This is a genomic window from Methylocystis rosea (assembly GCF_003855495.1).
Classification (GTDB): Bacteria; Pseudomonadota; Alphaproteobacteria; order Rhizobiales; family Beijerinckiaceae; genus Methylocystis; species Methylocystis rosea_A.
Genome location: NZ_CP034086.1, coordinates 1,159,273 through 1,178,660, shown reverse-complemented (window position 1 = coordinate 1,178,660; position 19,388 = coordinate 1,159,273). Strand labels below are relative to the sequence as shown.

Below are 19,388 nucleotides of genomic sequence, written 5' to 3'. Positions count from 1 at the left end.
ATAAGGGAAGGAATCCGTTGGAGATCGAGAGTGCTTTGTCTGCGATTGCGATCCTACACGATCACTATTTTACCGCCGGCCTCTCCGCCGATCCTGAACTCGCCTCGGCGATCGCCGGCGAGTTGCGGCGCCAGCAAGACGGCATCGAACTGATTGCTTCCGAAAACATCGTCTCACGGCTCGTGCTCGAAGCGCAGGGCTCGATCCTCACCAACAAGACCGTCGAGGGCCTGCCCTTTGCGCGCTATTACGGCGGAGCCGAATTCGCCGACGCCATCGAAGCGCTCGCCATCGAACGCGCGAGGAAACTGTTCAACTGTCGCTTCGCCAATGTGCAGCCGCATTCGGGCTCCAACGCCAACGCCGGCGTGTTTCTTGGCCTTCTGAAACTCGGCGATGCGATCCTGTCGATGAATGTCGCCGCCGGCGGCCATATCAGCCACGGCCATCCGGCGACGCTGACCGGGCGCGACTACAAAATCGTCTCCTATGGCGTCAGCCGCGAGTCCGAACGCATCGATCTCGACGAGGTGCGCGATCTCGCGCGGCGCGAAAGGCCGCGCATGATCATCGCCGGCGGCTCCGCCTATGCGCGCGCCATCGATTTCGCGTCGATGCGCGCGATCGCCGATGAGATCGGCGCCTATCTCCTCGTCGACATGGCGCATTTCGCCGGCCTTGTCGCGACCGGCCTCTATCCCGATCCCCTCCCCCATGCGCATGTCGTGACGACGACGACATACAAATCGCTTCGCGGCGCGCGCGGCGGCATGGCGCTGTGGAACGACGATGGCTTAAGCAAGCCGATCAACGGGGGCGTATTTCCTGGCGTGCAAGGTTCGGTGCTACTGCATGGCGTCGCCGGCAAGGCGGCATGCCTTGGCGAAGCCTTGCGGCCGGAATTTACGGCCTACAATCGCGCGGTGATCGACAATGCGCGGGCGCTGGCGCACGCTCTTGCAGACGCCGGCCTGCGCATCGTCACCGGCGGCACGGATATGGGACTGATGCTCGTCGATCTTGCCGCGCGCGAACTCACCGGCGACGTCGCCGCCAAGGCGCTGGAGCGCGCCGGCCTCGCCGTCAACAAGAATATGATCCCCTTCGATCCGCGGCCGCCCGAGGCGCCATCGGGCCTGCGCCTTTCGAGCAACGCCGGAACGACGCGCGGCTTCGGCGTCGCCGAATTCGAAGCGATCGCGGGATGGATTGATCGGGTGCTGAAAAACCCGAGCGATGACGCGCTGATCGAAGCTGTCCGCAAAGACGTCGCGGCGCTCTGCGCGCAACACCCAATCTATCAAGCGCCGTGAACGCTCCCTCCGTTCGTCTCCTGGTCTGCGTCGGCCCCCGCTGCGACGCCGAAGGGAAAGGCCGCAGGCTGCTCGCGTCGGTCGAGACGTCTTTTGCCCAGGCCTTTTCGCAGGAACTGGCTTCCGGCCGTCTCGCCTTTACGACGCGCGACTGTCTGCGGCTCTGCACGCGCGATCACGTCGTGCGGTTCGAACCGTCAGGCGACGCCCTGTCCAGTCCCTCGCTCGACGACCTCTTGCGTCTCGCCCGCGCCGCCCTTGCCGAGCAAATCCCAGCGCCATCGCGAAGTTACGATGAACAAGAAAAGCTTAGTTGAACCCGCTTTGCTTTTCTCAAGAACGGTTCTACGCTTAGGTTTGCGCATTGCAGACGCTTAGGTGTGAAAGGATCAACATGCGTAAGCTCATTTCGTTTTCGTTGCTCTTGGCGTTTCCCTTGGCGTTCGGCGCCGCGACGCCCGCCCACGCTCAGGGCACGTCGCAGGAACGCTCCGACTGCATGGGCGACGCCTTGAGATTCTGCAGCTCCGACATTCCTTTCGTCGAAGAAATCGAATCCTGCCTGAGCCAAAATGTGGCGCGACTGAGCCCCGCCTGCCGCCGCGAGTTCGGCCCGACCCAGAGCACGAAGCTGCGCGAAGACCACTTCCAGTAAGTAACGCGCCAAGCGCGGCCTTTTGCGCCGCGCTCCTTATTGAAGCTTGCGCCGAAGGCCGTCGAGCCACCTCTTGGCTCGGCCCAGATCAATCTTTTTTGCTTCCTGCAAGCCGATTTCCTGCGCGAAAGTCCCCTGCGAGTTTGCAGCCGCCGGCGTGGACTCGCGGGCGCTCGCGGATTGGAAATACCGCGCGAAAATGCGCACGACCACGTAGAAGGTCGGCGTAAACGCGAGGCCGAACAGCGTCACGCCGAGCATGCCGAAAAACACCGCCGTGCCGATCGACTGACGCATTTCGGCGCCTGCGCCCTCGGCCACGGCGAGCGGCAGCACGCCGAGAATGAAAGCCAGCGACGTCATCAGAATGGGCCGAAGACGCGTGCGCGCGGCGGTGACGGCGGCGTCGAATTTCGATTGACCGGCGTCTTCCGCCTGCTTGGCGAATTCGACGATGAGGATGGCGTTCTTCGCCGCGAGGCCGATCAGCACGACGAGCCCGATCTCGACCAATATGTTGCGATCGAGCCCCCTTGAGACGACGCCGAGCATCGCCGCGAGAATGCACATCGGCACGATGAGGATCACCGAAACCGGCAGCAGCAGGCTCTCATAAAGCGCGGCGAGCAGCAGAAAGACGAAAACCACCGCAAGGCCAAACGCGATCGCGGCGGTATTCCCGGCAAGCTTCTCCTGCAGGGCGATTTCGGTCCATTCGAAGCCGAACCCTTGCGGCAACTTCTCCGCCGCCAGCTTCTCGACCGCCGCGATGCCCTGGCCGGAGGAGACGCCGCGCGCGAGATTGAGCTGCACCTCGGCGGCCGGATAGAGATTGTAGCGCGGCACGCGGAACGCGCCCGTCGCGTCGCGGAAAGTGGCGACGGCGCCGATCGGCGCCATCGCGCCCGACGCGCTGCGGGTCTTCAGATTGGCGATATCGCGCAGCGTCAGGCGAAAGGGATCATCCGCCTGCGCCATGACGCGGTAGGTGCGTCCAAGGACATTGAAGTCGTTGACGAAGGTCGAGCCAAGATAGACCGAGAGCGTCTCGAAAACGCGCGAGATCGGCACGCCGATGAGCTCGGCCTTCGTGCGATCGACGTCGGCGAAGATTTGCGGCGTGCGCGTGTTGAACAGCGTGAACGCCTGCGTGAATTCTCCCGACTGCCCAGCGGCGCCGGCGAGCGTCCACGTCGCGTTTTCGAGCGCGGGAAGTCCGCGCCCGGCGCGATCCTGCACATAGCCCTTGAGGCCGCCGCCGGTGCCGATGCCTGGAACCGAAGCCGGCGCCAGCACGAAGACGAAGGCGTCGTTCAGCTTGGACAATTGGCCGTAAAGGTCGGCTTGAATCTGCGCGGAGGACAGCCCCTTCTTTGCACGTTCCTCGAAGGCCTCCAGCGTGACGAAGATCACGCCGGTGTTCGGCGCATTGGTGAATGTCGCGCCATCAAAGCCGGTGAAAACGACAGCGTCCTTGACGCCCGCGCGCTTCAAAATAATGTCGGTCGCCGCACGCATGACCTTGTCAGTGCGATCGAGCGTCGCCCCCGGCGGCAATTGGAAAGCGGCGATCACATAGCCGCGATCGAGCTGCGGAATGAGGCCGGTCGGCGTTCGGCGCAGCAGATCGAAGGCGAAAAAGATGAGGATCGCATAGACGGCGAGCATGACGACGCCAAGCCGCACGAGACGGCCTGTCGCCGCGCCATATGCCGTCGACACCCTGTCGAACGCGGCGTTAAAGGCGTCGAAGAAGCGCCGCAGCGGCGCATGCGCCCAGCTCAGCCGATGCGTCTTCTCTTCCCCCGCGACATCATGCGGCTTCAACAACATCGCCGCCAGCGCCGGCGACAGCGTCAGCGAAACAAAGGCTGAGATCAGCGTGGCGCTCGCGATGGTGATGGCGAATTGCTTATAGAACGCGCCCTGCAAGCCGCTGATGAAGGCGGTGGGGATGAACACGCCGCAGAGCACGAGCGCAATCGCGATCAGCGCCCCGCCGACTTCGTCCATCGTCTTGTGCGCGGCTTCCTTGGGCGAGAGCCCTTGCGCGAGATAGCGCTCGACATTCTCCACGACGACAATCGCGTCGTCGACGACGATGCCGATGGCGAGCACCAGGCCGAAGAGCGAGAGCGTGTTGAAGCTGAGGCCGGCGGCCTTCATCACCGCGAAGCTGCCGATCAGCGACACCGGGATCGCCGCCACCGGAATGATCGCCGCACGCCACGTCTGCAGAAACAGGATGACGACGAGGACGACGAGAACGATCGCCTCGAGCAGCGTATGGACGACTTCGTCCACCGACTGCTGGATGAATTCGGTGGGATTATAGACAACCGTGTAATCGACGCCAGCAGGGAAATTCTTCTTGAGCCGCTCCATCTCCTGCTTGACGGCTTCGGCCGTCTGCAAGGCGTTCGAGCCGGGACGCTGAAAGATGCCGAGCGCTGTCGCTACGTCGTGGTTGAGATAGGCGTTGAGCGTATAATCCTGCGCGCCGAATTCGATGCGCGCGATGTCGCGCAGATAAATCTGGCCGTCGGCGTCGGCGCGGATGACGATGTCGCCGAATTGCTCCGGCGTGCTGAGCCGTCCCAGAGTCTGCACCGAAAGCTGGAAAGCGCCCGCCGAGGCCGCTGGCGGCTGATTGACCGCGCCCGCGGCGACTTGCAGATTGGCGGCGCGCAGCGCGGCGATGACGTCGCCCGCCGTCAGATCGCGCGCCTCGACTTTCGCCGGATCGAGCCAGACGCGCATCGAATAGTCTCTCGCGCCAAACAGGCGCGCGTCGCCGACGCCGTCGATTCGGGCGATGGCGTCCTTCACGTAGAGCGTCGCGTAGTTCGAAATATATTGCTGGTCGCGCGAGCCGTCGGGCGACAGCAGATGGACGACCATCATCAGATCCGGCGAGGCCTTCTTCACCACGACGCCGAAGCGCGTCACCTCCTCCGGCAAGCGCGGGTTGGCGATGGCGACGCGGTTCTGAACGAGCACCTGCGCGAGATCGATGTTGACGCCAGGCTTGAATACGACGTCGATCGACACGCGTCCGTCGCCGGTCGATTGCGACGTGATGTAGAGCATGTCGTCGACGCCATTGACCTCCTGCTCGATGGGCGAGGCCACCGTCTCGGCGATCACGTCCGCCGACGCGCCGGGATAGGTTGCGCTGATATTCACCGTCGGCGGCGCGATTTCCGGATATTCGGAGACGGGAAGCGCGCCTTGCGCAATCGCGCCCGCAAGCGTCAGAAGCACGGAAAGCACGGCCGCAAAGATCGGCCGCTCGATGAAGAAGTGCGAAATGCGCATAGCGTTCCTGATCTCGACGTCTATCGGTCGCTGACCGCGACTGGCGCTTCCTTGATCTCGCCTTCCTTCGGCTGAACGGTCGCGCCGGATCGAACCATGGGATTTGCGAGCCCGCCGATCACGATCCGATCCTTGGCGTCGAGGCCGGACTGGATCACGCGCAGACCATTGTGAATGGGGCCAAGACTCACCGATTTGGCGATGACCTTGTTGTCATTCGACACGACAAGCACGGTTTTGCTCGTCTGATCGGAGACGACGGAAGCGTCGGGAATCAGCAGCGCGGAGACGTCGCCACCGAACAGGCGCAGACGCCCGAAGGTGCCGGGCGTCAGAAAATAGTCCTTATTGTCGAAGACGGCCCGGCCGCGGATCGTGCCGGAGCGCCTATTGAGCTGATTGTCCATGAAGTCCATGACGCCGCTGCGGGTCCACTCGGTCTCGTCAGCAAGCCGCACCGAGACGCGGTTTTTGAACTCGCGCGAGGTCTCTTTCGGACGCTCCGCTGAGCGCGCATAGCGAATGTAGTCGGCCTCGGAGGCGTCGAAGATGAAGTGAATAGGATCGAGCGTCACGATCGTCGTGAGCAACGTCGCATCGGCCTGTCCGCCCTGAACGAGATTGCCCGAATCGACGCGACGGTCCGACACGCGCCCGGCGATCGGCGCGCGGACCTGCGTCCATTCGAGATTGAGCTCGGCGTTGCGAAGCGCGGCTTCGGCGCTCAAAACCTGCGCCCTGGCGATATCATTGCTCGCTTTACGCTGATCGACGTCGCGCGCGGTGATGGTGCGACCCTGCGTCATCTCCTGAGCGCGGGCATAATCGCGGGTCGACACGACGGCTTGCGCCTGCGCTCGAGTGAGTTCCGCACGCGCGCTGTCGACCGCGATCTGATACGGCCGCTGATCGATGACGAAGAGGACGTCGCCGGCTTTGACGAACTGCCCATCGGTGAAATTGATCTTCTCCAGAGCGCCGGAGACGCGGGCGCGCACCTCGACCTGCTTCAAGGCCTCGAAGCGACCCGTATATTCGTCCCAGCGCGGAATCGTCCTGGCGAGCGGGTGGGAGACCACCACTTCGGGGGCAGGACCCTCTGCGCGCGCGCCTGCTGATTGGGCGAGAAACACCAGCGCCGCGAGCGTTTTAAACAATGCGCTTGCGACTCTCCCGTGACCATCGCCGCCGCGCGCCGCCACAAAAGCCAACAGCATCTCACCTCCGATTTTGACGTTCGCATTGAACCGGCCATTCTTGACCGGCGCATAACGCAGGGACGACGTAAGGGCAGCGCTACCGGAAGGCGAATCATGCTCCGCAGCGGCTCGCCCGCTCAGCATTGCCAAGCTTTGCCAAACCGCGCAAACTACCCCCTCCGGACGGAGGAGCTAATAACATGCCCTTGTTCCTGGCGCAGTTTGCCTATTCTCCTGCCGCTTGGGCGACCTTCATCAAGGCGCCCCAGGATCGCGCTGCGGCTTCAGAAGCGCTTCTCAGGCATTTCGGCGGCCGCCTCATCGGATTATATTACACGCCCGGCGCAGAATATGACGGATTTGCACTCTTCGAAGCGCCCGATGAAACCACGGCTGCGGCTATCGAGATCGCGGACGTCGCCGCAGGGCATCTGAGCCGCAATCGGCTCACCAGAGTATTCTCGGCTGACGAGACGAGCGCGATGCTTCTACAGGCGGCCACGGCCCCAAACATGACGCCTAAGAGCGCGGCGTAGTATCCCGGCTGCAGACGCTTTCCGCACGTCAATAGGCGCTGAGCAGGTCGACTTTGGCGTTCGCAAGCACCAGACGCTTCGCCAATAGCCCTGCAAGATTTCGCATGATCAGCTCTCCGCTTGCTGGATGGCTCTTGCGGAAAGAAGCATAAGCGCTCAGCGGCAATTCAAGGCACTGCACCGCGGTGTCGGCCCACACGTCTGCGCTGCGCTCACGTTCGATGAGCGCCATCTCGCCGAACGCCATGCCGGGTGAAATCGACGCCAATCGCGCGCCGCTGCGCAATTTCACGCTGACCATGCCGCTTTGCAGAAAGAACAGCGACGCTGCGGGATCTCCGGCGGCGATGATCCGCTCGCCGGTTTTGAAAGCACGCGCGAGCCCGATCGCGGCGATGTGGTCTATTTCATCCGAACACAGCCCGGCGAGCAGCGCCTGTTCGCTGAGATGGGTCGTCTTGGCCAAGCCTTCAAAGCCGCCATAGCGATAGATCACCTGATCTTCGGCCCATTCGATTGCGTCGTCGAGCAGCGAAAAATGACGCAGCTTTGGCAAAACGTTGCGCTCTGCGTGTATCGCCTGCCAGAGCTGCGACGCCTTTTCAAAGCCGGCGACGATGAGGGTGACGCCTCGGGCGGCGAGGCCAGCGAGCGTCTCCGCCAGGAGTCGCGAAGCGGCGGTCGTCGCGCTCGGAACGCGTCGAAAGTCCAAAATCAGCAGCTCGCCTGGCGGCCCTTCGCCGTCCAGCCTGCGCGAGACGTAGTCCATTGCGGCGAATGAGAGCGCGCCGACGAGTTCGATCACCCGAATGTCGCTTGCGCGCTCTTGAAGAATCGCCAGCTCGAAATTCTGTCGGTTGCGGCGCGAGGAAACGCCGGCTGCGTGGTAATCGCTAATGATGCAGGTGCGCACATCATCGCTGCGATTCAGCACATGCAATCCGAAATGCGCCGATAGCGCCTCGCAGACCTTTAGACCGCGGACGCTGTTGCCATGACTGTCGAGCCGGGGAGAAAAGGTGCCGAGCCCCAGTTGCGCCGGAAGGGCGGCGATGATTCCGCCGCCGACCCCGCTCTTTGCGGGAATTCCCACCCGATAGATCCACTCGCCGGCATAGTCGTACATGCCGGAGCTCGTCATCACCGAGAGCGTGCGCGCTACGACGTAAGAGGAAATGATCTGCTCGCCGGTGAGCGGGTTGCGGCCGCAGTTGGCCAATGTCGCCGCCATGACCGCCAGATCGCGCGCGGTGACGAGCACGGCGCATTGACGAAAATAGACGTCCAGAACGGCGTCGACGTCGTCGCCAAGCACCGAATAATTGCGAAGCAGCCAGGCGATAGCGCGATTCCTGTCGCCGGTCGCACGTTCCGAGGCAAACACCGCTTCGTCGACGTCGAGTTCGCGTCCGGCGAAGCGGCCCAGCGTCCGATGGATGAGGTCAAAAGCGCCGTCGCCTTCTTGCTGATGGATCAAACCGGAACAGGCGATCGCTCCAGCATTGACCATGGGATTGAACGGCTTGTTGTCGCCCGTCAGTCGAATCGAATTGAAAGCGTCGCCGCTAGGCTCGACGCCGATCACCGACTCGACGCGCTCGTGGCCAAGCGTTTCGAGGGCGAGCGCGAATACAAAGGCCTTCGATATCGACTGGATCGTAAAAGGCGTGGAACTGTCGCCGACCTCATAGACATGGCCGTCGATCGTTGCGAGGCTGACGCCAAAATGCGCTGGGTTCGCCCTCGTCAATTCCGGAATGTAATTGGCGACCGCGCCGGAATCGTCGGCGGCGAACTGTTCATGGCAGCGGCGCAAAAAGCCGTGGAGGGGTGGATACACGGCGTCTCCAAATTTTTCTCGACTGCGGAACTGATCCCAAAATCGGATTAATTGTCACAGCAAAGTATATGCCTGTCACTAATCTTCTCCGAACTCAGCTGATCACGCGCGATCTCCAATCGATCAACTCCGCGATACTGCAGAAGTTTTTCACAACGGACTTTTTAAAGATGAAGAGCGGCGCGGGCGCGTCGGTCTCGCCCGAGCGGCCGCAAAAAAGGCCGAAGTCGGGAGCGACGCCCGTTCCTCGAAGGCGCCGCGCTGTAACCTTATTCGTCGCCGCGCCGAATAGCGTCCGAGGTTCCCAAGGAGCCTGGAACGCTCGTCCTGCGAGCTGATTTTCAAGGAGATGGAAATGAACGTCAAAAGTGTTTCGGGCGCCTCAATGGCCGCCGCGGCGATCGCCCTGATTCTAAGCGGCGCGGCGCCGGCGCCGGCGCTCGCCAAAAAAATGAGCAAGTCTGTGCATTGCGCCGGAATCAATTCGTGCAAGGGGACCAGCGCCTGCAAGACCGCGAACAACGCCTGCAAGGGCATGAACTCATGCAAGGGTCAGGGGTGGGCGCCCGAAAAATCAGCAGCAGCTTGCGAGGCGAAGGGCGGCAAGGTCGCCGAGATGTAAGCCGTGCGGCGCGGACGGATGCGCCTTCTTCGTCCGTTCCGCGCCGGCCGGCGGATTTCCTCAGCCGAGAAGAGCCGTCGTCAGCGGCGATGCGCTTGGAAGGAAGCGATCAACTCGTCGCGCATGGTCCAGTGCAGGAGCGCCCGGCCGAACAGCGAGGCGATTCCCGTCAGCAGGACGACGGAACCGAACTGCCAGATGCAGACCGACACCGCCGCGTCCTGTCTGAAGGATAAACGTAGCGCCGCCGCCGCCAAGGCCGTCGATGCGAGCGCGGCAAGTCCAATCGTCACGAATGGCGCAATGGGCGCGCCGCGCTTGACCATCGACAGGATCAACACCGCCGCCGGGATGCTGATGGCGAGAATGGAGGGCAGGCAATAAATGTCCGAATGCGCGAGGAGGCCGGACACGCCGAAGGCGTTAACGTCCCTCCAGCATCCAACGGCGAGCGCGCCTGCCCAAAGCAAGAAGAACAATCCGGCGGCGAGCCGCTCCCAGATCGGGCGCGCCGGACAGCCAGCGCTGAACGCCCCAGCTGCGGCGACGACGCTCGTCAGGAACGCCGCAGCCAATTCCGTCGCAAACTGCGGGTCGGCGATCTTGGCGACAAAGTCGGGCCTCACCCCCATGACCGCCACCACGATCGCGACATAACAAAGCGAAACCGCGAACCAAACGAGCGCGCGCCAGGCAGGATGCGGGAGCGGGCGTATCGGCGCGCAATTGTCCGTCAGGGCTTCGATCAGGTCTTGGTTCAACATTCGCTAGCCAATCCGCTCCAGGGCCTGCCGCATCGCTTTGATGGCTCGATGAATTCCGACTTTCAGCGAACCAACGCTCTTCCCCGTGACCCGAGACGCTTCGTCCAGCGAAAGACCTTGGATCTTGATCAGTTCAATCGCCTCGCGCTGGCCAGCCGGCAGGATCGCCATGGCTTTGCGAAGGACATCACGATCATCCCTCGTCTCTTGTTCGGATTTCGCGCCTTCGCCGTCAAAGGTTTCAGGCAAAACATCGACCGTCGTTTCGTTGGCGCCTCGTGCGTATCGACTTCGCGCGGCGTCGGCGACGCGCCGCGCCGCGATGGTCATCAGCCAGGGCGTAAACGGACGCTCGCGATCATAGGTCTGGCGCACCGTGTGGATGGACACCAGAATTTCCTGAACCACGTCTTCCGTGTCGTGCGCGTTGGGCCATTTTCGCAGGACGAACCGGCGCAAAACGGGAAAGAGATCGGACAAGAGCTCGCCATACGCGGCATGATCGCCGTCCTGCGCCGACGCCATCAGCGCGCGCCAGCGGCTTTCCCGGTCGTTCGACGTATCGCTCAATTCGCTCATGTCCACTGCGAATCTGCGTCGCTTGCTCCGCCGCTTCCGATCGGACTCGGCGCAGCGCGCATCAGGCAGTTCTAATCGATCAAGCGTCCGAGCGCCATCTCACCCGCTCGACCTGTTCGCGGTTTTCGATGAACGCCTTCGGCTGTAACCTTTGACGCCGTCGCGACGAAATTGACCCTTGAGACGGCGAACGGTCGTCTTGAATTGCACGCGGAATACGTCAGATTTCAACCGATCGCCTTTCATGGATGAATCGGACGCAAGCAGAGGGGAGATCAGAATGTCAGACAAGAAGCTTTGCGCCGCCTTTGCGATCGCCGGCGCCTTCGCGACGGCTGTCGCTCTGGCGGAAACGGCTCAGGCCGCGAACGACCAAGAAAAGTGCTTCGGCGTCTCCTTGAAGGGCAAGAATGATTGTGCGGCGGGCCCGGGAACCAGCTGCGCGGGAACGTCAAAGACCAATTATCAAGGCGACGCATGGAAATATGTTCCGAAGGGCACATGCACGTCTATCGTGACGCCCAAGGGCAAGGGCAGCCTCGAGCCGATTTCGCACTGAGGCCCCGGCATGGGCACGCATTCCGCCCCCGAACATCGCCGCGCGCGCGCAGCGTCCTCGCTGCCCGCCCGCGCTGGAGTCGGTTTCAAGAGCGTGCATCTCGCTGACATCGAAGCCTCGGCGCGCGATGTCGGATTTTTTGAAATCCACGCCGAGAATTACATGGGCGCCGGCGGAACTCCGCACGCGCAGCTGATGCGTTTGCGCAAAGATTCGCCGCTCTCGATCCATGGCGTCGGCCTGTCCATCGGCGGCGCTGAACCTCTCGACCGCGAGCATCTTCGGCGCGTGAAGAGTCTTGTCGATCGCTATGACCCGGCCGCGTTTTCCGAACATCTCGCCTGGTCGACGCAGGGAAGGCGCTTTCTCAACGACCTGCTGCCCCTGCCCTATAACGCGACGACATTGGCGCATGTCGTCGCTCATGTGGATGAAATCCAGGAGGCGCTCGGCAGGCCGATCCTCCTCGAAAACCCAGCGGCCTATCTGCGGTTCCGATCCTCCGAGTATTCGGAGATCGAGTTCCTGCGCGAAGTCGTGCGCCGCACGGATTGCCGGCTGCTGCTCGACGTGACCAACGTCTATGTCAGCGCAACGAACCTCGCTTTTTCGGCGGAGGACTATATCGACGCCTTCCCGATGTCCTTTGTCGAAGAGATTCATCTTGCCGGATATGCCGAGGATGTCGACGAGATTGGCGACCCTCTGCTGATCGACGCGCATTGCGCGCCCGTCCCCGACGCGGTTTGGAGCCTCTATGATCGCGCGCTGGCGCGACGCGGACCGGTCGCGACGCTGATCGAATGGGACAATGACGTTCCCTCCTGGTCGACCCTCATGGCGCAAGCCACGCAAGCGGAGATATTTCTTGAATGGCGGCGTGCTGTCGAAGACAGCTTGAGATCGGAAGCGCTTCATGACGACCCCGGCTGACGTCGATCAAGGCGCATTTGTCCGCGCGCTGCTCGATCCCGAGCTGCCGCCGCCGAATGGGATTGAAGCGAGCCACGGCTTTCCGCCAAAGCGACGCTTCGCGGTCTATCGAAACAATGTGTGCGTCGGATTGGTCGACGCGCTGGTCGAGCGCTTTCCAATTTGCTTGCAGTTGGTCGGCGATGAATTTTTTCGCGCTATGGCGCAATGCTATGTGCGCGAGCGCCTTCCACGCACGCCGATGCTTTTCGAATATGGCGACGCGTTTGCGACATTCGTCTCAAATTTCGAGCCGGCGCGCGAACTTCCTTACCTTCCGGACGTCGCGCGGCTCGAATATGCCCTTGGACAAGCCTATCACGCCGCTGACGCGGCGCCGCTACCGTTGGATTTGATCCGCGCCCTGCCGCTCGATCGATTGGAGAGCGCAACGGCTGTTCTGCATCCCTCAACGCATATCGTGGCGTCCGCGTATCCAATCGTTTCGATCTGGCGGCGGCATATGTCGGACGACGAGATGACGCCAGTGGAACTCGATCACGGCGAGGAGGCGCTTGTCGCCCGTCCCGAGCTGGCGATCAAGGTAGCGGCTCTTCCCGCCGGCGGATCGGCCTTCGTCGATGCGCTTAGGAGCGGAGGAACATTCGGCGAGGCCGTGAATGCGGCGACCGCCGTCGCGGCGGATTTCAACCTGACCGACTGCTTGCGCGAGCTTCTCTTGACTGGAGCCTTCGTGGCCCTCAGCGTCGCGCACTGAACTTAAAGAACGCGTTTTAGCGTGGCCGCGGCGATCATTGAGGGAGCTTGAACGCAATGAATTTCATAAGAAAGATCGCACGCTGGTTGGATGCTATCCCCTATTCGCTGATCGCGCTTTTTCTGCGGATCGTCGCCGCGCATCCGTTCTTCGTTTCGGGCCAGACAAAGATCGAAGGACCAACTCTAGGGCGCGAAATTTTCGGCCTTGATCTGTCGTTTCAGATCCCGACAGCGGTGCGCGACGCGACCTTCGCGCTCTTCGCCGACGAATATAAACTGCCGCTCATTTCGCCGACCGCCGCCGCTTATGTGGCGAGCGGTCTCGAATTCGTCCTGCCGCTGCTACTTGTCCTTGGGCTTTTGACGCGCCTCTCGGCGTTCATTCTTCTGGGGATGACAATCGTCATCCAGATCTTCGTCTTTCCCGATGCATGGTGGACGGTCCATGCCTATTGGATGGCGATCCTCGCCGTGTTGATCGCCCGTGGGCCCGGCGCGATCTCCCTCGACCATCTGCTGTTTCGAGCGTGGTCGCCGAGGCGCGCTTAAGGCGCCTCGACATAGACAACAGATCCAGTCTGCTGAGGCGCGGTGTGCGCGTGCGCCAAGCCAACGCCGACTCCGAAGAAGATGACCGACCCGATGATGGCTCCGACAATCGCGCTGGTAAAATTCGACATGACGTCCTCCTGTGTTTTGCTGAGGAGAACGCTACCCGTTTCATAACAGCGCGAATGTGCGCCTCCGCACGCGCCCCTCGTGGAGAGAGGATCGTTGGCTCCTACGCGCCTTCCGTAGGAATCGCCTTAGCGGCGGTTGACCCACACGCCGAGGACCGCTCCGCCGATCGCGCCGGCGATGGCGCACATGAATGCAACGGAAAGTCCTGCCGCGGCGACGCCCAAACCCGCGGCCAGTGCGGAGCCGATTCCGGCAAAGGCGAGTGGAGCCGTCGCGCCGCTGATGTCGTCAGAGGTCGTTGCGTCTGACTTGGCGTAGGTCTTGGCGTATGGCTTGGCCATCTTCGGTGTCTTGGCCATTGTTCTGATCCTCGCTTACGCTCAGGCCTTCCGCCTGATCGCGCTTGCAAGGACAGATAGGGCGCCACGCTTCGAAGGGACGAGGCGTGCGAACGCTTAAGCAGCTTGAGGAGGGACCCGACTGCTACTGCGTGCTTGGTGCGACGCCGCGCTCTAGCAAGTTTTTCAATCCGACTTCAGGCGCGGCCGTCTAGGCGCGATACTCGCGGCTCTACATCACCGGCGGCGTAACGGGTAATCTTCGCTGTCGTAAAGCGGCCGAATCTCGCGGCCGAAAAAGTGCTCTTCATCCACTTCCAGGGAACAGCCAGCGAGCGCCTTTGGCGTAAGCTCCTCTACGGCGAAGCGAATAGCCTCCGAGGCGTGCTCGAAGCGCCGAAAATTGAGGGACTTCGAGTGCGAATTGGCCGCCTTGGAAAAATAGAGGGCGGCTTCCGTTGTATATTGCTTCGCGTCCATCGATTGCCTCCAGAAACTATTGCATGAAGTCTTCCCGCCCGACGAGTTCAAGCGCGGATTCTACGGCGACCCTTTCCTGCCCGTCGCGTTCCCTCTTCATCCGATACTGCAGGCCGGCGCCGGCATCCGGCAGATGGCGCGTGACGCTGAACGAATCCGTCCCCGTCGCGGCGCCGAATTTTTGGATCACGCGAACCCCGATCGCAAATTTATGCGATGGGATAGCGGCAAGCCTTTGCGCCGGACGCCGAAAGCTTCGGATCGTATCGTTGTCATTGGTCATGAGGCGCTCCTCGAGTTATCGTCATGAGCGCATTCAGGCGCCGAAGCCTGCCATGCGCTCGACTTACCGCCGTCGCTTCGCTTCGGCTTCGCGCGCCTGGAGCTTTTCAACGGTCTGCCAGGACGAATCCTTGACAACCGCGGCGCCCCCGTCGCGGGGTTTATCTTTCTTGGGCTTTTTCGCTTCGCGATTACTGCGCCGTTGGCCTTTAGCCATGTCCGCCCCTCGTATGAATGGGCCTCGCGCTCAACGTCCACTGCTGCGCTATCTTGCGCGGACGTTAAATAGAATCTCGTTCCTCCTGAAAGGAACTCGCCGGCCCCCGGCGATCGGCCGCATTGCGGCCGGACCCCAGGGGCCGGGAAGATGATTAGGCTGCGACCTGCAGCTGATCGGCCGAAGACTTTCCGCTACGACGATCGATGGCGATTTCGTAGCTGAGCTTCTGGCCTTCCGCGAGACCCATAAGTCCCGCGCGCTCAACCGCGCTGATGTGGACGAAAACGTCCGGGCCGCCGGATTCCGGCTGGATGAAGCCAAAGCCTTTTTGGGCGTTGAACCATTTTACGATACCGGTCTGCATGACATGTCCTTTCGAGAACAGCTGTCTGCGCCATGCAAGATTGCGTGGCGCTTGGGGATCGAAGTTCTGGAGAGGAAGTCAGAAGCCGACGCGCCAAGGGAGCGGAAGCAAGATCATTCGGCCGAAACTCGATGTTCAATATTTAGCGCATATGGGCGAAAATACAAGCTGTAACGCGGGAAGAACTGAGCGAATATGAGCGCTCGGCCGGCGGTCGAGGGAAAAACATTTCGGCCCCTTTCGGGAGTCAAGAATACCTTGGGCTTCAACTTCGAGACGATATAAGTCCAAATTGAAATTGCTTTCATCGGCAGCAGCGCCCATTTCCTAAACACCCTCCGGCTTCGCGGCAGTGAGCACAAGGCGAAGGAGCAAGGGCGATGAGCGAAAAAGTGATCCTCCCCTTTGCATCGTCAGCGTGGTGGGCTGAACACCCCCGCGCCCATCTGGTCGTCGTGCATGCGATTCTGTCGCTCTCCACGGATGATCGGACCGCAGAGGAGATCTGGCTCTCTCCGACCACCGACGAGTGGCGGAAAGTTGCTGAACTTGCCGCAGACTGCTGCGATGACGGCGACTTCGCTCTGACCGGCGACAGGATGGCTTGGCGCATTCTATCGAGAACATTCTGAGCGGCGCGCCGCCCTTCTCGATCTAAAGGCGTTGCATCAGTAGCGAAGCCGCGAAAAATTGGCGCGCCCGAGAGGATTCGAACCTCTGACCTCTGCCTTCGGAGGGCAACGCTCTATCCAGCTGAGCTACGGGCGCAGGCGCGCTGCTTTTCTACAGGAAGCGCGCGTGCGCCGCAACGGCGGCGTCTGCCCCGAGACGAGGTTCTGGCGACATGCTAAGGCGAAGACCTGAATCCTGAGGGCAAGACCTTAATCTGAGAGACTGTTTTGGCATTACTCGATCCATGGCTCGAGCGACTGCGCAACGCACGCGACGAGCTTGTCGCCAATCCGCGATTCCAGCGCTGGGCATTGAGAAATCCTCTCACGCGGCCCTTGGCGCGGCGCGGCGCGCGCGCCGGCCTCGACCTCGCCGCCGGCTTCGTCTACTCTCAGGTTCTCGTCGCCTGCGCCCAACTGAACCTCTTCGACGTTTTGCGCGACGGTCCGCTCAGCCTCGGCGCGCTGGCGACGAAACTCGCGCTTTCTGAGCCCGCCACGCGACGCCTGCTCGAGGCGGCCGCTTCGCTGGGCCTTGTCGAGCGGCGCGGCGGCGCATACGGCCTCGGATTGCTCGGCGCCGCCTTCGCCGGCAATCGCGCGGCGCTCGCGATCGTCGAACACCAGCCGCTGCTTTACGCAGATCTCGCCGATCCCGTGGCGCTGCTGCGCCAGGAAAAGCGCGGGCGGCTCGCCGATTATTGGCCCTATTCGGATGGGGATGCGCCCGAATCGCTCTCGGCGCAACAAGTCGGCCCTTACAGCGCCTTCATGGCGGCGACGCAGCCGATGGTCGCGCAGGAAGCGCTCGACTCTTATGATATTTCGCGTCACCGGCGCCTCTTGGACATCGGCGGCGGCGAAGGCGTGTTTCTCGCGGCCGCCGCGGCCCGCGCGCCGCAATTGCAGCTTGCTCTCTTCGACCTTCCCGCCGTGGCGGCGCGCGCCAAAGCGCGGCTCGAAGAGTCAGGCCTCCTCTCGCGCGCCGAAATTCATGGCGGCGACTTCCTCAACGATCCTTTGCCTGAGGGCGCCGACGTCGCGACTCTCATCCGCATCGTGCATGACCACGACGACGCGTCGGCGCTAAAGCTCCTGTGCAATGTGCGCAAGGCGCTGACGCCCGGCGCGAAGCTGCTGATCATCGAAGGCATGTCCGGGATCAAAGGCGCCGAGCCGCTCGACGCCTATTACGGCTTCTACACGCTCGCCATGGGCCGCGGCGAGCCGCGCCGCGTCGAAGAGATCGAGGCGCTGTTGCGCGAAGCGGGGTTTGGCAAATTTCGGCTCTTGCGGAATGCATTGCCAGCGCTCGCGAGCATACTGGTCGCCGAGGCGGTTTGAGGTTTTGCCCTGGATTCCCGATCGCACGCTTCGCGCGCGTCGGGAATGACAACCCCGTATGTTCAGCAACGCGATGTCATTCCCGACAGGCCGAAGGCCTGATCGGGAATCCAGAGCAAAGGCGCGCGAAAAGGCTCGCATCACACTCGACTCAATGCGACCTTCGCCACGCGATCAGACCCGCCGTCGATCCGTCCAGCCCTTGCGTAGATTCATCCTTATTCTCGATGATTGGCGCCAAACGGTTGGCGAGTTCCTTGCCAAGCTCGACGCCCCATTGGTCGAAGGGATTGATGTCCCAAATCACCGACTGAACGAAGACCTTGTGTTCGTAAAGCGCAACGAGTCGCCCGAGCGTGCGCGGATCGAGCTGGCGGTAAAGCAGAACGCTTGACGGGCGATCGCCCGGAAACGTCTTATGCGGCGCGAGGCGTTCGACCTCCTCTTCGCTCAGCCCCTGCCCGCGCAATTGCACTTTCGCGTCCTCAACCGTTCGACCGCGCATAAAAGCTTCTGCTTGCGCCAGGCAGTTGGCGAAAAGCAATTCATGATGACGTTCGTCGGCGGCCGTGGGCTCGGCCGCGACCAGGAAGTCGATCGGAACAACGTCCGTTCCCTGATGCAGCAGCTGAAAGAATGCGTGCTGGCCATTCGTGCCGGGCTCGCCGAAAATCACTGGGCCTGTTTTATACCTGACACGGGCGCCCTCGCGCGTCACCGACTTGCCGTTCGATTCCATGTCGAGCTGTTGCAGATAGGCCGGAAACCGCGCGAGTCGCTGATCATAGGGGATGACCGCATGCGCGCCGCATCCCATCACGTTTCTGTGCCAGACGCCGAGAAGTCCCATCAGCACGGGAATGTTTTGCTCAAGCGGCGCTTCGAGGAAGTGCGTGTCGATATCGTGCCCGCCCTGCAGAAACTGAAGGAAGTGTTCCGGGCCCACGGCGATGGCGAGCGCAAGGCCGATCGACGACCACAGCGAATAGCGCCCGCCAACCCAATCCCAGAAGCCGAAGACGCGCGCGGAATCGATTCCGAATTCGGCGACTTTGTCGAGCCGCGTCGAGACGGCGGCGAAATGCGATTTCACCGCAGCTTCGCCGAGCGCGGCGACGATGCGTGCGCGCGCGCTTCTCGCATTCGCCATCGTCTCCTGCGTCGTAAACGTCTTCGACGAGATGATGAACAGCGTGCGCGCCAAGTCGAGGTTGTGCAGCGTGTCGGCGAGATCGGCGCCATCGACATTGGCGACGAAATGTATGCGCGGACCCTCGCCGCGATAGGGCGAGAGCGCGCGCGACGCCATCGCCGGACCAAGGTCCGAACCGCCGATGCCGATATTGATCACATCGCTGAACGGCGCGCCTGTCGCGCCGCGGATATCGCCAGAGCGCACCGCGCGCGCGAAAGTGAAAACCTTGTCGCGTTCGGCGTCGATCAGCGGCCGCATGTTTTCGCCGCCGACGAGGAGCGGCCGCGCCGAGAGATCGCGCAGCGCCATATGCATGGCGGCGCGCCTTTCGGTGTTGTTGATGAGTTCGCCCGAGAACAATGCTTCGCGCCGCGCGTCGAGATCCCGCGTCTTCGCCAGCGAGGTCAGCAGCGCGATCGTCTCGCGCGTCACTCGGTGCTTGGAGAAGTCGAAGAGAAAATCGTCGAGCTTGACGCTGAAATTTTTGAAACGCGCGGAGTCCTCGCCAAATAGATCGAGCGTTCGCGTCCGCTCCAATGCTGCGGCGTGAAATTTCAGGGCCTCAAAAGCGACGGCGACGGCGTCCGACATTCTTTTCTCGAAAAGCAAGCGTGTTTCCTTCGCGATTTGTAGCCGATTCGAAGGCGGCGGGCGCGCAACGACTTTACGCCGCGAGGCTGGACCCTAAATTTTTACTGTATTGTGACAGAGGGATGTGAAATCCATATCGGCTGGA

22 protein-coding genes and 1 tRNA gene are annotated in these 19,388 nt (G+C 62.1%); 11 read left to right on the top strand and 12 right to left on the bottom strand.

The features are described 5' to 3' along the window. Window positions 1-44 precede the first annotated feature (44 nt). The 3 genes from glyA (at window position 45) to EHO51_RS05620 (ending at window position 1,968) form a co-directional block, all read left to right on the top strand. On the top strand, window positions 45-1,313 hold the full coding sequence (glyA, locus tag EHO51_RS05630) for a serine hydroxymethyltransferase (RefSeq protein WP_124740058.1): 1,269 nt from the start codon (window positions 45-47) through the stop codon (window positions 1,311-1,313). Then, entirely contained in the window at window positions 1,310-1,630 is a 321-nt protein-coding gene (locus EHO51_RS05625; RefSeq protein WP_245434761.1) for a (2Fe-2S) ferredoxin domain-containing protein, read from the top strand. The genes glyA and EHO51_RS05625 overlap by 4 nt, the downstream gene beginning before the upstream one ends. A 77-nt stretch (window positions 1,631-1,707) precedes the next feature. Then, window positions 1,708-1,968 carry a hypothetical protein gene (locus tag EHO51_RS05620; RefSeq protein ID WP_124738070.1) on the top strand — a complete coding sequence of 87 codons (261 nt, stop codon included), beginning with the start codon at window positions 1,708-1,710 and terminating at the stop codon, window positions 1,966-1,968. 36 nt (window positions 1,969-2,004) lie between these two features. Here the strand turns inward: EHO51_RS05620 and EHO51_RS05615 are convergent, their stop codons facing one another. Together EHO51_RS05615 and EHO51_RS05610 are read right to left on the bottom strand one after the other, a co-directional pair. After that, window positions 2,005-5,286 (bottom strand): efflux RND transporter permease subunit, encoded by a 3,282-nt coding sequence (locus EHO51_RS05615; RefSeq protein WP_124738069.1) that lies wholly within the window; start codon window positions 5,284-5,286, stop codon window positions 2,005-2,007. 20 nt (window positions 5,287-5,306) lie between these two features. Next, window positions 5,307-6,503 (bottom strand): efflux RND transporter periplasmic adaptor subunit, encoded by a 1,197-nt coding sequence (locus EHO51_RS05610; RefSeq protein WP_124738068.1) that lies wholly within the window; start codon window positions 6,501-6,503, stop codon window positions 5,307-5,309. A gap of 182 nt (window positions 6,504-6,685) precedes the next feature. Here EHO51_RS05610 and EHO51_RS05605 point away from each other — a divergent pair, with 182 nt between their 5' ends. Next, on the top strand, window positions 6,686-7,021 hold the full coding sequence (locus tag EHO51_RS05605; protein WP_124738067.1) for a GYD domain-containing protein: 336 nt from the start codon (window positions 6,686-6,688) through the stop codon (window positions 7,019-7,021). A 28-nt stretch (window positions 7,022-7,049) separates the two neighbouring features. Here the strand turns inward: EHO51_RS05605 and glsA are convergent, their stop codons facing one another. Then, window positions 7,050-8,861, bottom strand: a complete 1,812-nt coding sequence (gene glsA / locus EHO51_RS05600) for a glutaminase A (protein ID WP_124738066.1) — start codon at window positions 8,859-8,861, stop codon at window positions 7,050-7,052. A gap of 355 nt (window positions 8,862-9,216) precedes the next feature. On the opposite strand from glsA, the gene bufA2 reads away from it, so the two are divergent. After that, on the top strand, window positions 9,217-9,483 hold the full coding sequence (bufA2, locus tag EHO51_RS05595; protein ID WP_124738065.1) for a BufA2 family periplasmic bufferin-type metallophore: 267 nt from the start codon (window positions 9,217-9,219) through the stop codon (window positions 9,481-9,483). 80 nt (window positions 9,484-9,563) lie between these two features. On the opposite strand, the gene EHO51_RS05590 is transcribed toward bufA2, so the two are convergent. Together EHO51_RS05590 and EHO51_RS05585 are read right to left on the bottom strand one after the other, a co-directional pair. Then, window positions 9,564-10,247 carry an NrsF family protein gene (locus EHO51_RS05590; RefSeq protein ID WP_124738064.1) on the bottom strand — a complete coding sequence of 228 codons (684 nt, stop codon included), beginning with the start codon at window positions 10,245-10,247 and terminating at the stop codon, window positions 9,564-9,566. Window positions 10,248-10,250: 3 nt separating this feature from the next. Further along, complete coding sequence (locus tag EHO51_RS05585) at window positions 10,251-10,826, bottom strand: sigma-70 family RNA polymerase sigma factor (protein WP_124738063.1); 576 nt, start codon at window positions 10,824-10,826, stop codon at window positions 10,251-10,253. Between the two features lie 280 nt (window positions 10,827-11,106). On the opposite strand from EHO51_RS05585, the gene EHO51_RS05580 reads away from it, so the two are divergent. Genes EHO51_RS05580 through EHO51_RS05565 form a run of 4 tightly spaced genes read left to right on the top strand, consistent with a single transcriptional unit; the run spans window position 11,107 to window position 13,626 of the window. Further along, window positions 11,107-11,385 carry a BufA1 family periplasmic bufferin-type metallophore gene (locus EHO51_RS05580; protein ID WP_124738062.1) on the top strand — a complete coding sequence of 93 codons (279 nt, stop codon included), beginning with the start codon at window positions 11,107-11,109 and terminating at the stop codon, window positions 11,383-11,385. Window positions 11,386-11,394: 9 nt separating this feature from the next. Beyond that, window positions 11,395-12,318: an MNIO family bufferin maturase gene (bufB, locus tag EHO51_RS05575; RefSeq protein WP_124738061.1), complete on the top strand. Its 924-nt coding sequence runs from the start codon at window positions 11,395-11,397 to the stop codon at window positions 12,316-12,318. Next, window positions 12,302-13,075, top strand: a complete 774-nt coding sequence (locus EHO51_RS05570; protein WP_124738060.1) for an HvfC/BufC N-terminal domain-containing protein — start codon at window positions 12,302-12,304, stop codon at window positions 13,073-13,075. The genes bufB and EHO51_RS05570 overlap by 17 nt, the downstream gene beginning before the upstream one ends. 56 nt (window positions 13,076-13,131) lie before the next feature. Further along, entirely contained in the window at window positions 13,132-13,626 is a 495-nt protein-coding gene (locus EHO51_RS05565) for a DoxX family protein (RefSeq protein ID WP_124738059.1), read from the top strand. Here the strand turns inward: EHO51_RS05565 and EHO51_RS21200 are convergent. The 5 genes from EHO51_RS21200 to EHO51_RS05545 form a co-directional block, all read right to left on the bottom strand. Then, window positions 13,623-13,757 (bottom strand): hypothetical protein, encoded by a 135-nt coding sequence (locus tag EHO51_RS21200; protein WP_255722864.1) that lies wholly within the window; start codon window positions 13,755-13,757, stop codon window positions 13,623-13,625. The genes EHO51_RS05565 and EHO51_RS21200 overlap by 4 nt on opposite strands. A gap of 126 nt (window positions 13,758-13,883) precedes the next feature. Continuing rightward, window positions 13,884-14,117 (bottom strand): hypothetical protein, encoded by a 234-nt coding sequence (locus EHO51_RS05560; RefSeq protein ID WP_124738058.1) that lies wholly within the window; start codon window positions 14,115-14,117, stop codon window positions 13,884-13,886. A 216-nt stretch (window positions 14,118-14,333) separates the two neighbouring features. Further along, a complete protein-coding gene (locus EHO51_RS05555; protein WP_124738057.1) occupies window positions 14,334-14,576 on the bottom strand; it encodes a hypothetical protein in 243 nt (80 codons plus the stop codon). A gap of 16 nt (window positions 14,577-14,592) precedes the next feature. Then, window positions 14,593-14,859, bottom strand: a complete 267-nt coding sequence (locus EHO51_RS05550) for a hypothetical protein (protein ID WP_124738056.1) — start codon at window positions 14,857-14,859, stop codon at window positions 14,593-14,595. A 370-nt stretch (window positions 14,860-15,229) separates the two neighbouring features. Then, entirely contained in the window at window positions 15,230-15,442 is a 213-nt protein-coding gene (locus tag EHO51_RS05545) for a cold-shock protein (protein ID WP_018408066.1), read from the bottom strand. Window positions 15,443-15,822: 380 nt separating this feature from the next. Here EHO51_RS05545 and EHO51_RS05540 point away from each other — a divergent pair, with 380 nt between their 5' ends. Continuing rightward, window positions 15,823-16,074, top strand: coding sequence for a hypothetical protein (locus EHO51_RS05540; RefSeq protein WP_124738055.1), 252 nt, complete (start codon window positions 15,823-15,825; stop codon window positions 16,072-16,074). 59 nt (window positions 16,075-16,133) lie between these two features. On the opposite strand, the gene EHO51_RS05535 is transcribed toward EHO51_RS05540, so the two are convergent. After that, window positions 16,134-16,210, bottom strand: a tRNA-Arg gene (locus EHO51_RS05535). A 131-nt stretch (window positions 16,211-16,341) separates the two neighbouring features. Here EHO51_RS05535 and EHO51_RS05530 point away from each other — a divergent pair. Beyond that, complete coding sequence (locus tag EHO51_RS05530; protein ID WP_124738054.1) at window positions 16,342-17,457, top strand: methyltransferase; 1,116 nt, start codon at window positions 16,342-16,344, stop codon at window positions 17,455-17,457. Window positions 17,458-17,608: 151 nt separating this feature from the next. On the opposite strand, the gene pgi is transcribed toward EHO51_RS05530, so the two are convergent. Next, window positions 17,609-19,243, bottom strand: coding sequence for a glucose-6-phosphate isomerase (pgi, locus tag EHO51_RS05525; RefSeq protein WP_124738053.1), 1,635 nt, complete (start codon window positions 19,241-19,243; stop codon window positions 17,609-17,611). Window positions 19,244-19,388: the final 145 nt, after the last annotated feature.

What these genes read in the sequence shown, in the direction of transcription:
- EHO51_RS05620 (WP_124738070.1), top strand. Translation starts at nt 1,708, where the DNA reads ATGCGTAAGCTCATTTCGTTTTCGTTGCTCTTGGCGTTTCCCTTGGCG.
- EHO51_RS05615 (WP_124738069.1), bottom strand. Translation starts at nt 5,286, where the DNA reads ATGCGCATTTCGCACTTCTTCATCGAGCGGCCGATCTTTGCGGCCGTG.
- EHO51_RS05610 (WP_124738068.1), bottom strand. Translation starts at nt 6,503, where the DNA reads ATGCTGTTGGCTTTTGTGGCGGCGCGCGGCGGCGATGGTCACGGGAGA.
- EHO51_RS05605 (WP_124738067.1), top strand. Translation starts at nt 6,686, where the DNA reads ATGCCCTTGTTCCTGGCGCAGTTTGCCTATTCTCCTGCCGCTTGGGCG.
- bufA2 (WP_124738065.1), top strand. Translation starts at nt 9,217, where the DNA reads ATGAACGTCAAAAGTGTTTCGGGCGCCTCAATGGCCGCCGCGGCGATC.
- EHO51_RS05590 (WP_124738064.1), bottom strand. Translation starts at nt 10,247, where the DNA reads ATGTTGAACCAAGACCTGATCGAAGCCCTGACGGACAATTGCGCGCCG.
- EHO51_RS05585 (WP_124738063.1), bottom strand. Translation starts at nt 10,826, where the DNA reads ATGAGCGAATTGAGCGATACGTCGAACGACCGGGAAAGCCGCTGGCGC.
- EHO51_RS05580 (WP_124738062.1), top strand. Translation starts at nt 11,107, where the DNA reads ATGTCAGACAAGAAGCTTTGCGCCGCCTTTGCGATCGCCGGCGCCTTC.
- bufB (WP_124738061.1), top strand. Translation starts at nt 11,395, where the DNA reads ATGGGCACGCATTCCGCCCCCGAACATCGCCGCGCGCGCGCAGCGTCC.
- EHO51_RS05570 (WP_124738060.1), top strand. Translation starts at nt 12,302, where the DNA reads ATGACGACCCCGGCTGACGTCGATCAAGGCGCATTTGTCCGCGCGCTG.
- EHO51_RS05565 (WP_124738059.1), top strand. Translation starts at nt 13,132, where the DNA reads ATGAATTTCATAAGAAAGATCGCACGCTGGTTGGATGCTATCCCCTAT.
- EHO51_RS21200 (WP_255722864.1), bottom strand. Translation starts at nt 13,757, where the DNA reads ATGTCGAATTTTACCAGCGCGATTGTCGGAGCCATCATCGGGTCGGTC.
- EHO51_RS05560 (WP_124738058.1), bottom strand. Translation starts at nt 14,117, where the DNA reads ATGGCCAAGACACCGAAGATGGCCAAGCCATACGCCAAGACCTACGCC.
- EHO51_RS05555 (WP_124738057.1), bottom strand. Translation starts at nt 14,576, where the DNA reads ATGGACGCGAAGCAATATACAACGGAAGCCGCCCTCTATTTTTCCAAG.
- EHO51_RS05550 (WP_124738056.1), bottom strand. Translation starts at nt 14,859, where the DNA reads ATGACCAATGACAACGATACGATCCGAAGCTTTCGGCGTCCGGCGCAA.
- EHO51_RS05545 (WP_018408066.1), bottom strand. Translation starts at nt 15,442, where the DNA reads ATGCAGACCGGTATCGTAAAATGGTTCAACGCCCAAAAAGGCTTTGGC.
- EHO51_RS05540 (WP_124738055.1), top strand. Translation starts at nt 15,823, where the DNA reads ATGAGCGAAAAAGTGATCCTCCCCTTTGCATCGTCAGCGTGGTGGGCT.
- pgi (WP_124738053.1), bottom strand. Translation starts at nt 19,243, where the DNA reads ATGTCGGACGCCGTCGCCGTCGCTTTTGAGGCCCTGAAATTTCACGCC.